This is a genomic window from Paenirhodobacter sp. (genome assembly GCF_041916475.1).
In the GTDB taxonomy this organism is placed as follows: Bacteria; Pseudomonadota; Alphaproteobacteria; order Rhodobacterales; family Rhodobacteraceae; genus Rhodobacter.
Genome location: NZ_JAYRZN010000005.1, coordinates 1 through 13,924, shown reverse-complemented (window position 1 = coordinate 13,924; position 13,924 = coordinate 1). Strand labels below are relative to the sequence as shown.

Annotated in this window: 12 protein-coding genes and 1 pseudogene; 4 read left to right on the top strand and 9 right to left on the bottom strand. The window is 67.9% G+C overall.

Annotated elements, in window-relative coordinates; genetic code table 11:
- Positions 1-15 precede the first annotated feature (15 nt).
- Positions 16-807 carry a precorrin-6A synthase (deacetylating) gene (gene cobF / locus ACOMG5_RS03135; RefSeq protein WP_420342325.1) on the bottom strand — a complete coding sequence of 264 codons (792 nt, stop codon included), beginning with the start codon at positions 805-807 and terminating at the stop codon, positions 16-18.
- Positions 808-951: 144 nt separating this feature from the next.
- Between cobF and ACOMG5_RS03130 the strand changes: the two genes are divergently transcribed.
- Entirely contained in the window at positions 952-2,040 is a 1,089-nt protein-coding gene (locus ACOMG5_RS03130) for a TRAP transporter substrate-binding protein (protein ID WP_420342324.1), read from the top strand.
- A gap of 52 nt (positions 2,041-2,092) precedes the next feature.
- Here the strand turns inward: ACOMG5_RS03130 and nrdF are convergent, their stop codons facing one another.
- The 4 genes from nrdF to nrdH form a co-directional block, all read right to left on the bottom strand.
- Complete coding sequence (gene nrdF / locus ACOMG5_RS03125) at positions 2,093-3,070, bottom strand: class 1b ribonucleoside-diphosphate reductase subunit beta (protein WP_420342323.1); 978 nt, start codon at positions 3,068-3,070, stop codon at positions 2,093-2,095.
- 230 nt (positions 3,071-3,300) lie between these two features.
- On the bottom strand, positions 3,301-5,427 hold the full coding sequence (gene nrdE / locus ACOMG5_RS03120; RefSeq protein WP_420342322.1) for a class 1b ribonucleoside-diphosphate reductase subunit alpha: 2,127 nt from the start codon (positions 5,425-5,427) through the stop codon (positions 3,301-3,303).
- Complete coding sequence (gene nrdI / locus ACOMG5_RS03115) at positions 5,409-5,825, bottom strand: class Ib ribonucleoside-diphosphate reductase assembly flavoprotein NrdI (RefSeq protein ID WP_420342321.1); 417 nt, start codon at positions 5,823-5,825, stop codon at positions 5,409-5,411. The genes nrdE and nrdI overlap by 19 nt, the downstream gene beginning before the upstream one ends.
- A gap of 6 nt (positions 5,826-5,831) precedes the next feature.
- Entirely contained in the window at positions 5,832-6,053 is a 222-nt protein-coding gene (gene nrdH, locus ACOMG5_RS03110; protein WP_420342320.1) for a glutaredoxin-like protein NrdH, read from the bottom strand.
- A 787-nt stretch (positions 6,054-6,840) separates the two neighbouring features.
- Here nrdH and guaD point away from each other — a divergent pair.
- Positions 6,841-8,190, top strand: a complete 1,350-nt coding sequence (gene guaD, locus ACOMG5_RS03105; RefSeq protein ID WP_420342319.1) for a guanine deaminase — start codon at positions 6,841-6,843, stop codon at positions 8,188-8,190.
- A 1,919-nt stretch (positions 8,191-10,109) separates the two neighbouring features.
- Entirely contained in the window at positions 10,110-10,658 is a 549-nt protein-coding gene (locus ACOMG5_RS03100; RefSeq protein ID WP_420342318.1) for a GNAT family N-acetyltransferase, read from the top strand.
- Here the strand turns inward: ACOMG5_RS03100 and ACOMG5_RS03095 are convergent.
- From ACOMG5_RS03095 to ACOMG5_RS03085, 3 genes are read right to left on the bottom strand one after another with little or no spacing between them, the layout of a single operon-like run.
- Positions 10,655-12,253 (bottom strand): FUSC family protein, encoded by a 1,599-nt coding sequence (locus ACOMG5_RS03095; protein ID WP_420342317.1) that lies wholly within the window; start codon positions 12,251-12,253, stop codon positions 10,655-10,657. The two genes, ACOMG5_RS03100 and ACOMG5_RS03095, sit on opposite strands and share 4 nt — an antisense overlap.
- 9 nt (positions 12,254-12,262) lie before the next feature.
- On the bottom strand, positions 12,263-12,403 hold the full coding sequence (locus tag ACOMG5_RS03090) for a hypothetical protein (protein ID WP_420342316.1): 141 nt from the start codon (positions 12,401-12,403) through the stop codon (positions 12,263-12,265).
- On the bottom strand, positions 12,400-12,861 hold the full coding sequence (locus ACOMG5_RS03085; RefSeq protein ID WP_420342315.1) for a MarR family winged helix-turn-helix transcriptional regulator: 462 nt from the start codon (positions 12,859-12,861) through the stop codon (positions 12,400-12,402). Before ACOMG5_RS03085 ends, ACOMG5_RS03090 begins: the two co-directional genes overlap by 4 nt.
- Before the next feature lie 130 nt (positions 12,862-12,991).
- On the opposite strand from ACOMG5_RS03085, the gene ACOMG5_RS03080 reads away from it, so the two are divergent.
- Complete coding sequence (locus tag ACOMG5_RS03080; RefSeq protein ID WP_420342314.1) at positions 12,992-13,558, top strand: nucleotidyltransferase family protein; 567 nt, start codon at positions 12,992-12,994, stop codon at positions 13,556-13,558.
- A gap of 14 nt (positions 13,559-13,572) precedes the next feature.
- Here ACOMG5_RS03080 and ACOMG5_RS03075 read toward each other — a convergent pair.
- Positions 13,573-13,924 (bottom strand): annotated as a pseudogene (locus ACOMG5_RS03075) (hypothetical protein); the annotation flags it as partial.

Here is a 13,924-nt window from a genome sequence, read left to right as displayed (position 1 = left end):
ACCTGCCGCGACCCCTCAGGGCTGGTGCCGCGGGCGCGCCGGCCCGGGGGCCTGCGCTGCGGGCTCCTCCGCGCCCGCAGGATCCCTCCTCAGCAGGTAGATGTCCATGATCCAGCCATGCGCCGCCCGCGCCGCCGCGCGCGCGGCCACGATCCGTGGCCCGGCTTCGCTCAGGGGGCCGTGCTCCAGGATCTGCTCGGGCATGCCCACATAGGCGCCCCACCAGATCGCGATGCCCTCCGGCGCCAGCGCCTGGAAGGCGCAGTCCCCGTCGAGCATCACCACCAGCGTATCGCAGCCCACGGGCCAGCCCTCCGCCCGCAGCCGCCGCCCGGTGGTGACCATGAACGGCGCGCCCAGATCATTCAGCGCGATGCCATGCGCCGCCGTCAGCACCTGCGGCGACATCAGCCCCGGGATCACCGTCACCTCCGCCCCGAGCCGCGCCGCGATGCGCAGCGTGCTGTCATAAAGCGCGGGGTCGCCCCAGACCAGCAGCGCCACTGCCCCGGCCCCGGGCGGGATCGCCGCCTGCCAGCGCGCGGCAATGGCATCGTGCCAGTCGTTCACCCGCGCGATATAGCCCGGCGTCGCCGGGTCGCGCACCGGCATGTCGAATTCCACGATCCGGGTTTCGGGGCTGGTGATCACCTCGGCGCAGATCGTGCGCCGCAGATCGGCCAGGTCGGCCTTGTCGGGCCCCTTGCGCGGGATCAGCACCACATCCGCCCGGTTCAGCGCCCGGATCGCCTGCAGGGTCAGATGCTCGGGGTTGCCGGTGCCGATACCGATGAGAAACAGATGCATGCCGCCTACAAAGCAGGAAGCAGGCGCGAAGGGAAGCCCGGCGCTGAACGGGAGGTCAGGTAATTTCACCGCATCCCCCTTATTGGCCTTGGAAAAGCTGATCCTGCCGGGCTAAGCAGGGGCAGCACTGGAGGAGGAAAACAGATGCGCAGACGTTCCTTTATCAAGGGGGCGGGGTTCGTTGCCGCCGCCACGACGGTCGCCGCACCGGCCATCGCCCAGACCAATCCCAAGATCACCTGGCGGCTGACCTCGAGCTATCCGAAAAGCCTCGAAACCCTGTTCGGCATCTCGAGCCAGCTCTCGGCGCGGATTGCGGAGCTGACCGACGGCAATTTCCAGATCCAGGTCTTCGCCCCCGGAGAGATCGTGCCCGGGCTGCAGGCGCTCGATGCGGTGCAGAACGGCACGGTGGAATGCGCGCATACGCTCTCGAGCTTCTATGTCGGCAAGAACCCGGCCTTCGCCTTCGACACCGCGCTGCCCTTCGGCCTGAACACGCGCCAGCACATCAGCTGGCTCTATTACGGTGGCGGCCGCGAGCTGGTGAGCAATTTCATGAAGCAGTACAACGTCCATTCGATCCCGGCCGGCAACACCGGGGCGCAGATGGGCGGCTGGTACCGCAAGGAGATCAATGGCCTCGATGACCTGAAGGGCCTGAAGATGCGCATCGCGGGCCTCGGCGGCAATATCATGGCCCGCCTCGGCGTGATCCCGCAGCAGATCGCCGGCGGCGACATCTATGCCGCGCTGGAAAAAGGCACCATCGACGCGGTCGAATTCTCCGGCCCCTTCGATGACGAGAAGCTCGGCTTCAACAAGGTCGCGCCCTATTACTACGCCCCCGGCTGGTGGGAAGGCACCGCGAACGTCACGCTGATCGTGAACCTCGACCAGTGGAACGCGCTGCCGAAGGCCTATCAGGCCGCGCTGGAATGCGCCTCCTCCGAGACCATGTCGCATTGCCTGGCGAAATACGACGCGAAGAACCCCGATGCGCTCTACCGCCTTGCCGCGAACGGGGCGCAGCTGCGCAACTTCCCGCAGGAGGTGCTGGAAGCGGCGTTCAAGGAATCGCGCGCCTATTACGAGGAAATCGCGGCCTCGAACCCGGATTTCAAGACCTTCTACGATCAGTGGCTGCCCTATTGGCAAAAGGAGCAGGTCTGGTTCCGCTTCGCGGAGCTGCCCTTCGATGCGCTGACCTCCTCGCACGCGCAGACGCGCTAGAAAAAAGGGGCGGTGCCGATGGCGCCGCCCCTCCTTCATTCTGTACGCGGGATCAGAAATCCCAGTCTTCGTCCTCGGTCGCGACCGCCTTGCCGATCACATAGGACGAGCCCGAGCCCGAGAAGAAGTCGTGGTTCTCGCTGTCGGGGCTCAGCGCCGCGAGGATCGCCGGGTTCACCTCGCAGGCCGCCGGCGGGAACAGCGCCTCATAGCCCAGGTTCTGCAGCGCCTTGTTGGCATTGTAGTGCAGGAAGGCCTTCACGTCCTCGGTCAGCCCGATGCCGTCATAGAGCTCTTCGGTGTATTTGGTCTCGATCTCATACAGGTCGAACATCAGCGCGAAGGCGAAATCCTTCAGCTCCTGGCGGCGCGCCTCCGGCAGGGTTTCCAGCGCGCGCTGGTACTTGTAGCCGATGTAATAGCCATGCACCGCCTCGTCGCGGATGATCAGGCGGATCAGGTCGGCGGTGTTGGTCAGCTTCGCCCGGCTGGACCAGTACATCGGCAGGTAGAAGCCCGAATAGAACAGGAAGCTCTCCAGGAACACGCTGGCGATCTTGCGCTTCAGCGGGTCCTCGCCGGCCCTGTACTTCTCCAGCACGATCTGCGCCTTCTGCTGCAGATGCGGGTTCTCCTCGGACCAGCGGAACGCCTCGTCCACTTCCTTCATCGAGCACAGCGTCGAGAAGATCGACGAATAGCTGCGCGCATGCACCGCCTCCATGAAGGCGATATTGGACAGCACCGCCTCTTCATGCGGCGTGATCGCATCGGGCATCATCGCGGGCGCGCCCACGGTGTTCTGCACGGTATCGAGCAGCGTCAGCCCGGTGAACACCCGGATCGTCAGCTGCTGCTCTTCGGGGCGCAGCGTGGACCAGCTCTGCACATCGTTCGACAGCGGCACCTTCTCCGGCAGCCAGAAGTTCACCGTCAGCCGGTTCCAGACCTCGAGGTCCTTTTCGTCCTGCAGCCGGTTCCAGTTGATCGCCTTCAGCGCGGTGCGGGTCGTCACGGCGTGATCTTTCATCGGAGGCCCTGTGAATGAATGAATGCGGTGGGGGCGGGGTATGCGAACTCCCCGAAGAACACAACCGATACTGTAACGCATTATGCCGCAGCGCCAACGATTCTAGTATTAATATCGCTACATTTTGCGATCCACGGCGCGAATGCCCACTATTTGTTGCGTTCCCTGGCCTATGGCAAAGGGCGCCCCGCCTGCACGGAGCGCCCCCCCTGTATTTCTCGCCCGTCCGCTCAGAGCGTGCAGGAAACGCAGCCCTGAACCTCGGTGCCTTCCAGCGCGGTCTGGCGCAGGCGGATGTAGTAGATCGTCTTGATCCCCTTCTTCCACGCATAGATCTGCGCCTTGTTGATGTCGCGCGTGGTGGCCTCCGCCGGGAAGAACAGCGTCAGGCTCAGCCCCTGGTCCACATGCTCGGTCGCGGCGGCATAGGTGTCGATGATCTTCTCCGGGCCGATCTCATAGGCATCCTGATAATAGTCCAGGTTGTCGTTGTTCATGAAGGCGGCGGGGTAGTAGACGCGGCCGATCTTGCCTTCCTTGCGGATCTCGATTTTCGCCACGATCGGGTGGATCGAGGAGGTCGAGTTGTTGATGTAGCTGATCGAGCCGGTGGGCGGCACCGCCTGCAGGTTGCGGTTATAAAGCCCATGCGCCATCACGTCGTCGCGCAGCTGCGCCCAGTCCGCGCGCGAGGGCAGGGTATGGCTCTCGAACACGCGCGCCACCTCGGGCAGCGTCGGCAGCCAGTCGCGCATCACATATTTGTCGAAGAAGGTGCCATCGGCGTATTTCGACTGGTCGAAATCCTTGAACGTGCTGCCGTGCTCCTGCGCCAGCAGGCACGAGGTCCGGATCGCATGATAGGTGACGGCCGCGAAATAGACGGAGGTGAACTCCACCCCCTCGGGCGAGCCATAGAAGATCCGCTCGCGCGCCAGGAACCCGTGCAGGTTCATCTGGCCGAGGCCGACGGCATGCGCCTCCTCATTGCCGCGCCGGATCGAGGGCACCGCGTCGATCGACGACATTTCCGAAACGGCCGTCAGCGCGCGGATCGCGGCCTCGATCGCGGCGCCGAAATCCGGCCCGTCCATCGTCGCCGCGATGTTCATCGAGCCGAGGTTGCAGGAGATATCGGTCCCGAGGTGGCTGTAGCTCAGGTCCTCGTTGAACTCGCTCGCCTCGTTGACCTGCAAGATCTCCGAGCACAGATTGGACATGGTGATCCGCCCCGCGATCGGGTTGGCGCGGTTCACCGTGTCTTCGTACATGATATAGGGATAGCCGGATTCGAACTGGATCTCGGCGATGGTCTGGAAGAACTCGCGCGCGTTGATCTTCTTCTTCTTGATCCGCTTGTCGTCCACCATCTCCTGATACTTCTCGTTGACCGAGATTTCGGAGAAGGGCACGCCATAGACCTTCTGCACGTCATGCGGCGAGAACAGGTACATGTCCTCGTTCTTCTTCGCCAGCTCGAAGGTGATATCCGGGATCACCACGCCGAGGCTCAGCGTCTTGATCCGGATCTTCTCATCCGCATTCTCGCGCTTGGTATCGAGGAAGCGCAGAATGTCGGGGTGGTGGGCATTCAGATAGACGGCCCCGGCGCCCTGGCGGGCACCGAGCTGGTTTGCATAGGAGAAGCTGTCCTCGAGAAGCTTCATCACCGGGATCACCCCCGAGGACTGGTTCTCGATCCCCTTGATCGGCGCGCCCATCTCGCGCAGGTTTGTCAGCATCAGTGCGACGCCGCCCCCACGTTTCGAGAGTTGCAGCGCCGAATTGATCGACCGCCCGATCGATTCCATGTTGTCTTCGATCCTCAGCAGGAAGCACGAAATCAGCTCCCCGCGGGACTTCTTGCCTGCATTGAGAAAGGTCGGCGTGGCCGGCTGGAACCGGCCCGACAGGATTTCCTCCATGAAGCGCATGGCGAGCTTCTCGTCGCCGCGCGCGAGCGCGAGCGAGACCATCACCACCCGGTCTTCATAGCGTTCCAGGAACCGCTGCCCGTCACGGGTCTTGAGCGTGTAGCTGGTGTAGTATTTGAACGCGCCGAGGAAGGTCGGGAAGCGGAACTTCTTCTTGTAGGCCGCATCCCAGATCGCGCGCTGGAAATTCTTGGAATACTGGTCGAGGACTTCGGCCTCGTAATAGCCTTCCTCCACCAGGTAATCGAGCTTCTCGTCCAGCGAGTGGAAGAAGACCGTGTTCTGGTTCACATGCTGCAAGAAGTACTGCCGCGCCGCCATGCGGTCCGCGTCGAAGCGGATCTTGCCTTCCCCGTCATAGAGGTTCAGCATCGCGTTGAGTGCGTGGTAGTCGAGCGTGCCTTTCACGCCGTCATCGAGCATGTCATCCCCCAGAATTTTTCAAGCCCCGCGCGGACGCGGTCAATATCGGTTTCGGTGCCGGCCAGCTCGAACGTATAGAGCACCGGCACGGCGCATTTTGCCGCGATCACCTTGCCGGCGCAGGCATAGGTTGCGCCGAAGTTGCGGTTGCCGCTGGCGATGACGCCGCGCAATAGGGCGCGGCGGTCGGGGTCGTTCAGAAAGCGGATCACCTGTTTGGCGACCGCGCCCCGGCCCTCGCCATCGGCATAGGTCGGGGAGATCAGCACATAGGACCCTTCGGGCGCGGGCATCGCTTCGTCCGGGCGGATCGGGATCCGCTGGGCTGGCAGGCCCAGCCGGGCCACGAACCGCGCCGTATTCCCCGAGGCCGAGGAATAATAGACGAGCCCGCCCATCGCCGGTCAGGCCAGACGGCCGATCATGTCCGGGCGGAAGCCCGCCCAATGCGCGTCGCCGGCGACGACGACGGGTGCCTGACGATACCCCATCGACACCACCATCTCCATTGCATCGGCATCCTCGGTCAGGTCGATCACCTCGAACGAGAGGCCCTTGGCCTCCAGCGCGCGGGTGGTCGCGGTGCATTGCACGCAGGCGGGCTTGGAATAGACGGTGATGGTCATGGCTCTGTCCCTCAGTCTTTGCCTTTTCTGGCGCGCAGGTTGCGAAGACCTGCCCGACGCATCCGCCGAACACGCCCCGCGCCTGTCGCACGGTTTGATTGTCGCGTCGTGGCGGGTCTCCAATCCCAGGGCCGCGCCTTGGCCGGCAGGGCGATCAATTCGCCGAAACCGGGCCATGCTACCATTTACAAAACAGGGCCTGACGCCAGTTCCGCATCATGCCCCATTCAACAGTCCCGAATGCTCTCGAGTTCACCACGTCACGCCCATAGATAGCCATTATTGGCGTCGTCCGTCAACGATATATAAGGACTTGACAGGGTAGGGGCCCCAAATGTTGTGGCAGGTATGGGGCGAAAGTAGGCTGCCGCATTTTTGCCCAAATGCCGATTTTTTGGTTAATCAAGCCTCATCCGGGGTGTTTCGCGCCCATCCCCCGCGCGCCGCCGCGCCCGCCGCCCAGGCGCCATCTGGCGCCGCAGAAAGGGATTTTCGGCGCTGTCCTCAGCGGCGCCGGGCGGTGTTAACCCTTTTCTGCGGAGCCTGCCGGAGGTTCGAATCAATCTCATGACAGGCCGCAACGGCTGGTGGCTGCGGCGCCCGCGCAACACTCCGGGGCACAACCTGTAGGCGAATCACGCAAGCTCTTGCCCCGACTCGGCGCGCCCAGGCCCGGATCTTCCCCGCCAGCCTCCCGCAGGCCGGGCAGGCACCGCGCGCCCGGGTTCCCCTCGCCGCGGTTTTCGCGGAGACTATGCGCAAGCCCCAGCCCCTTCAGGAGACCGGCATGCCCGTCACAGCCCTGCGCGGCCAGATCGTCTATCTCGACGGCAATCCTTTCGAGCGCGACCCGCAGGAGTGCCTCGTGCATCATCCCGACGGGCTGGTGATCATGGAGGCGGGCCGGATCACCGCGGCCGGCCCCTATGCCGAAACCGCGCCGCTGCTGCCCGCGGGCGTCACGCCGGTGCACTACCCCGATCAGCTGATCATGCCCGGCATGATCGACACCCATGTGCATTATCCGCAGCTGCAGATGATCGGCGCCTATGGTGCGCAGCTGCTCGAATGGCTCAATACCTATACTTTCGTGGCCGAGCAGCAGTTCGCCGACGCGGCCCATGCCGCGATGGTGGCGCAGGTGTTCCTGCGCGAGCTGCTGCGCGCGGGCACCACCACGGCCGTGGTCTATTGCACGGTGCATCCGCAATCGGTGGAGGCGTTCTTTGCGGAATCCGCGCGGCTGAACACCCGGATGATCGCGGGCAAGGTGCTGATGGACCGCAACGCCCCCGCGGCCCTGCTCGATACCGCGCAGCAGGGCTATGACGAGAGCGCCGCGCTGATCGGGCGCTGGCACGGGCAGGGCCGGCAGCTCTATTGCGTGACCCCCCGCTTCGCCCCCACCTCGAGCGAGGCGCAGCTCGAGGCCGCGGGCGCGCTCCTGCGCGATCATCCGGGCGTGTACCTGCAGACCCATCTGTGCGAAAACCCCGCCGAGGTCGCCTGGGTGCGCGAGCTGTTCCCCGCCCGCCAGAGCTATCTGGACGTGTATGATCATGCGGGCCTCGTCGGGCCGCGCGCGGTCTTCGGCCATGCGATCCACCTGCACGAGGGCGATTTCTGCACCTGCCATGCCCGCGGCGCGGCGCTGGCCTTCTGCCCGACCTCGAACCTGTTCCTGGGCTCGGGTCTGTTCCGCCTGGCCGAGGCGAAGGACCCGCGCCGCCCGGTGCGGGTCGGGCTCGGCACGGATGTGGGCGCGGGAACCTCGCTCAGCCAGCTGCAGAGCCTGAACGAGGCCTACAAGGTCACCGCGCTGGCGGGCGGGCGGCTCGATGCGGTGCGGGCCTTCTATCTCGCCACGCTGGGCGGCGCCGAGGCGCTCTATCTGGACGATCGCCTCGGCCGCGTCGCGCCGGGCTACGAGGCCGACCTGATCGTGCTCGACCCGAAGGCCACGCCGCTCCTCGCCTTCCGCACCGGCTATTGCCGCGATCTCACGGAGCTTCTGTTCACGCTGATGACCATGGGCGACGACCGCGCCATACGGGCGACCTGGGTCGCGGGCGCATGCCTGTGGGACCGTGACACGGGCGCCTGGGCCATGGACAGCGCGCGCAGAGGACAAGACTAGCCTGCACCGGCCCGCCCCCTGCCATCGGGCGCCCCGCGGGCTCACTTCAGAATATGAGCAGCCGCCGCCCGATCATGGATCCGGGCACGCCCCCGGGCAGCGCAATCCCCTCGCGCCCCGCCCTTGCGCGCAGCGCCTCCCGGGCAAGGCCCGCGCGGACACCGGAAGATATCGCGTTCCGGGGCCATGTTCTGATCCTCCACGGTCAGCCTTGTCTGAGGCCCCCGGATGGCGCGACCCAGCAGCGCGTTGCGGCGAGGCGCCCGTTCCCTGCGCGGCGGCCTGAAGCGGCCAAGGGCCTCATCGAGAGGGCGCCACCCGTCTGGGGAAAGGCCCGCACCGCAGTGACGCCTGCCTCCCGGCGGTGTTTTCCGGCCCTCAGGCCCCTCCAGACGCCGAAGACACCAGCGGCACGCTCAGCACCGGGCGCCTCATGGTCTCAGCCAGATCCATAGCCGGGTAACGCGGTAGCAGGCCAGCTGCGCTGCCAGCCGGTCTCCGGCACAATGCGTTCGCGCGGGCCCGGGCCGATGGCGGCACCATCTGCCAGGTGCGCCGCGTCGAGGTCAGCCGCATTGAGCCAGCGGCGATCCGCCCGCAGGCTCTCGGCCGCGTCACAGATCGGGAGTGCCCCATCGGCACGGGCTTCGGCCAGGGCGCGGGCCCTCTTCTGCGCGCTTGCGCTATCCCGGTTCGTGAACCGCTCCGAGATGCGCTTTCGGTCAACACCGTACCAATTGGCTGCGCAAGATGCCCATCCACTTCCGCGGCAGGCCGAGGCGCATCCCGAGCCCTCCGCTGCGCTATCGGCACCCGCCCGTTCGGGCTGCCATGGCATCCCGGACTGGCGCTGCGGTGCCCGCCCGTCGCCCGCCGCGCCACAGCCTCCCAATCCCTCGCATCCCATTCCTGCCCTCGTGCAGCCGGGCGACGCGCGTCGCCTCCGGGCGCAGAGCCCGCGCCCGGTCGCGCCACTTTGCCGGATCCGGCAGGCTGTCCGCCGGGCCCCTAACCGAAGGCGCGCTTCCGGCCGCAGCCAGATCCGCGCCCTGACCGGGCCGGGGGGCCGCAGCCCCGTTCTGCCTCCTCCGCCTTGCAGGGGCAGGACGGTGGCTCTTTCGTGGCGCGCCCCGTGAATACCCGCCTATCCCCTTGCAGCGCCCGACGAAGGTCAAAAGGCCGACCTCAACCGCCGGGAGGCCGATATGGGCGCCGGGGATGCGCCGTCCGGTTTGGAAACGCGCCCATCGGTTGAGCCAAACTACGGGACCACAGCGACGGACAGGAACGTATCGCGGATGCTGCGGCGCGTAGGGTCGCTCGTCAAAGCGTCTCACGGAGATGCGCCGCCACCGGCCGAGCCGCTGCTTCCGAACAAAAATACCTTCAACGCCAGCTATTTCCTCCGCAACCGCATTTCCCTTCCCTGCGGAGGCGATGCCTTCTCGCGATCAAGCCGGCCGCTCTTCAAAACCTGCCCCAAACACCTCTTCGAACCTGCGGCCCAGCCCATTCGGCCGCTTTGGTGGGCCGGAGCCCACGCGCCCGGCGCCCCCGGGTGGTCTGTCATCGCTGCGTCACGATCGCGCGCTACCCTTCTCCCCCGGCAGCTTTTCGCCTTCTGCGCGAGCCGCTATTAAATACTTCGCGTCATGGTTTTGCCCCGCGCCTGCCCGCCCGGCCGGGCACGGATTTCAAACTGCACGCGGGGCGGTCAAACCCCGGCGGTTCGGTTCATTATCGGGCAGATCCGGCCGCAGCCTGCAAAACCTGCCCCGGAGCGCGGAGCGGGTCTTGATCTGGCGCCGCCGCGATTCCAAAGTTCTCAATAGCTTATGCCTCCCCTCCCGGCCGGGGCGCCCGTATCAGGTTTCTGTGCCGCCCGCGTGGCGCGCCAGGTGTTCATGAGGACCCCAGCGATGAAGCTGCGCGAAGTCACCCCGAACGATCATCTCTTCGTCTCCATCCTGCTGCAAACGGCCTTCGACGGGCCCGATCAGGCCCGGCTGGTGGAGCGGCTGCGCCTTGATGGCGATATGGCGATGGAGCTGCTGGCGGTCGATGAGCAGACCGGCAAGGCCATCGGCCACATGTCTTTCGCGAAGCTGCATGCGCCCGCGGGCTGGTGGAGCCTCGCGCCGGTCGCGGTGGTGCGCGACCTGCAGTTCAGCGGCATCGGCACCGAAATCATCCGCTATGGGCTCGATATCGCGCGGCAGGCGAAGGCGCCTGCCATCCTGGCCACGGGGGCGGCGAAATATTTCGCCCGGTTCGGCTTCTCCGCGAAGGCGGCGGAGCATCTGACCTCGCCGCGGATCCGGGTGCCGCTGCTGCTGTACCCGATCGCGCAGGGCACGGCCGGGCGCGCCGGCGCGGTCATCTATCCGCCCGCCTTCGATTCCTTTGATGCTGGCGATACCCAGCCGCAGGCGGTGCCGCCCGACGGCGCCTTACCGCGCCCCTGCTAGGCGCCGGGCAGGCGCTCGAGCGACAGCGCCAGCAGCCGCAGGGCCTCGCGCCGGGGCGCATTCCCGGCCGCGGGCAGGGCTGCGCGCAGGGCCGCCGGGTCGCGCGCCTGCAGTGCCGCGCGCCAGCCGCCGCCGTCGTCCTCCCGCAGCTCGATGACGGCATGGCCCGCCGCCACCAGCGCCAGCAGCTCCGGCGGCACTTGCTCGCGCGCCTTCTCCAGCTCCACCGCCAGGTTCAGGATCTGCCGCCCGGCCACCTCCGCCCAGCGGTCCGCGCCGCGTGGCTGGCCTTCGGCGAGCAGCCCGATCTCGCGCCACAGCTTCTGCGCCGCCGGCGCGATCAGGTGCCGCCCCGGCCGGCGCAGCATCAGGAACAGCGATATCACCGTGACCGTCCCCGCGATCATCGCCAGCGTGTCGATCACGGCCGCGCGCGCGGGCACGGCCGCCGCCCCGGCCTGGCTGGCCAGCATGAAGCACATGTTCGCATCGAGCCCATAGATCGCCGTGCGCCGGTGCACCCGCGCCAGCGCGCCCACCGCAATGAACGGCGCCAGCGTCAGCACCAGCCCGGGCCAGCCCTCCACCCAGGGCTGCACCCCGATCCGGTACAGCATCCCCGCCAGCGCGCCGCAGGTGACGCCAACGGCAACCTTCGGCGCCATCGCCTGCGGCAGCGGCAGCGAGCCGATCACCAGCACGAAAATCACCACCGAAAAGGCGGTGAGCTCGGCCCAGAGCTGCCCGGTGGCCACCACGCTCAGCGTACCGATCAGGCTCACGCTCAGCGCGAAGCCCGCGCCCAGAAGCGCCCGCCCGGGGTTGCGCCGGGTGCGCAGGCGGGGCGCATCTTCGGCCAGCGGCTGGTCGCGCCCGGCCTGCAGCGCGGCGCAGGCCGCCTGCAGCGCCGCATCCGCGCGCGCGAGCCGCGCCAGCGCGCCATGCTCCGCCCCCCCTCTCTCTCCGGGCGCTTGGCCCCGCAGCACCGAGAGCGCCCGCTCCCGCAGGCCCGGCACTTCCGCCGCCAGCGCATGCGCAGCCCCCGCCGCCTCCAGCAGCATCAGCGCCGCGGCCAGCACCCGGTCCGTGCCCCGCATCAGCCGGTAGCCGCGCGCCGAGCCCGCGCCGATGAGCCGCGCGCGCGCCTCCAGCTCCGCCGCGCGGCCAAGCAGCGCGCCCACGGTATCGCTGCCGCTGTCGATCCGGGCGATGGCCTGCGCGCGCAGATCGGCGGCGAAGGCGCTCACCTCGTCGCGGAAGGCGTGGCGCCCGGCGCGCGGGGTGAACAGCCCGACGATCAGCGCCACCGCGACGCCCCCGATCAGCGTGCAGGCCAGCCGGTCGAGCGCCAGCGCGATGCCCCCCTCCGGATGCAGCAGCCCCGGCATCACCACCACCGCGATGGTGATCGCGATCATCATCGGGATATAGGTCCGCACGCCATGGGCGAGGTGGATCGCCGCAGCCCCGGCCGCGATGCAGACCGACATCGCCACCGCCGTGACCCAGGGCGCGGGCGAGAGCTGCAGCAGCGCGATCCCGAGCGCGCCGCCGATCAGCGTGCCGACGATGCGCCATAACGCGCGCTCGAACACCACTCCGCGCTAGGGCTGCGCCACCACCCAGACCGGCATCGACGCCCAGAAGGCATGGTCGATCCCGAGGCCAGAAGCCACCGCGAAGGCGCCCCATGCCGCCAGCCCGAGCCGGAACGCGCCCAGAAGCTCCGCGCGGGTGAAGATCATGCCGCACCTCCCGTGGGCAGGTCCGGATCCAGCAGATTGGCCTCGATCCGCGCCAGCAGCCGCAGCCCGGCGGCGATGTCGTCCTCGCCCGTCCCGGCGAAGATGCCCTCGCGCAGCGCCGCGAGCTTGCCTGCGAATGCGGCATGCAGCGCGCGCCCCTTCGCGGTCACACAGACAATCTTGGCGCGGCGGTCCTGCGGGTCTTCGCGCCGCTCCACGAGGCCCATCGCGCCCAGCTGGTCCAGCACCTGCACGAGGCTCGGCGCCTCGATGTCCAGCCGTTCGGCCAGCTCCTTCTGCCGGATCCCGGCGTCGAGCCAGGCCAGATAACGCAGCGGCAGCGCCGTCGCATCGGTCAGGCCATGCTCGGCCAGCGCCGAATCCATCACCCGCCGGAACCGGCGCGCGACGATGACGAGCTGCAGGCCGAACTGCGCTCTCTGGGTGCTGCTGTCCATACTGGTCCCGATATTCCGTTCGTTCGGCGAATTATATGGTGGCCTAATCAAATGCAAGACCTTGCCGCCGGGCGCCGGAGGCGGGATCCTGCGGCCGTACACACGCGGCGCGCGCAGCGAGGAGGTTCCCATGCCCGACACCCCGATCACCGGCGCGCTCCTGCTGGCGGCGGGCCGCTCCGAACGCTTCGGCCCGCAGAACAAGCTGCTCGCCCCTGTCGCCGGGGAGCCGATGGTGCGCCATGCGCTGCGGCTCCTGCGGGCCCCGGGGATCGCGGCGCCGCTCGTCGTGGCCTCGGCGCCCGAAATCGCCGCCGAAGCCGCGCGGCTCGGGCTGGAGGCGCTGATGCTCCCCCCCGGCGGCCCGCAATCCGAAAGCCTGCGCGCGGGCCTTGGCCAGCTGCGCGCGCGCGGCATCGGCCGGCTGCTCGTCCTTCTGGCCGATATGCCCTTCCTCACCGATGCGGATGTGGCGCGGGTTCTGGCCGCGCCGCCGGGGCAGGCGGCCAGCGCGGAGCTTGATGGGGCGCCGCTGCCGCCCGCGCTGTTCCCGGCCGCGCTGTTCGCCCGGCTGGAGGCGCTCAGCGGCGATCGCGGCGCGGGGGCGGTGCTGCGCGCGCTGCCGGGCCGGATCGCGGTCCCGGTTCCGCCCGCACATCTGCGCGATATAGACCTGCGCTCGGATCTCGACGGGTAGGCTAGGGGGGCGGGCTAGGCGGGCGGGAAATCCAGCCGCGCCTCCGCCCAGCCCGCGCCGATATGCAGGCTCAGCGCCACCCCGTTCTGCCGGGCGATGGCCTCGGCGATGGTCAGCCCGAGGCCGCTCCCGGCTGAATCTGGCGCCTTGTCGAAGCGCCCGGCGCGGAAGCGCGCGCCTTCGGCCACCGGATTGCGGATCCGCAGCACCGGGCCCGGCCCGAGCCGCAGCTCCACCCGCCCGGTGCCATGCTCGCGCGCATTGCGCAGCAGGTTGCCCAGCAAGATCGCCAGCGCATCCGGATCGAGCGCCACCGGCGCCGCCTCCATATCGCCATCGTCAAACACCACATCGCCCGGCGCCATC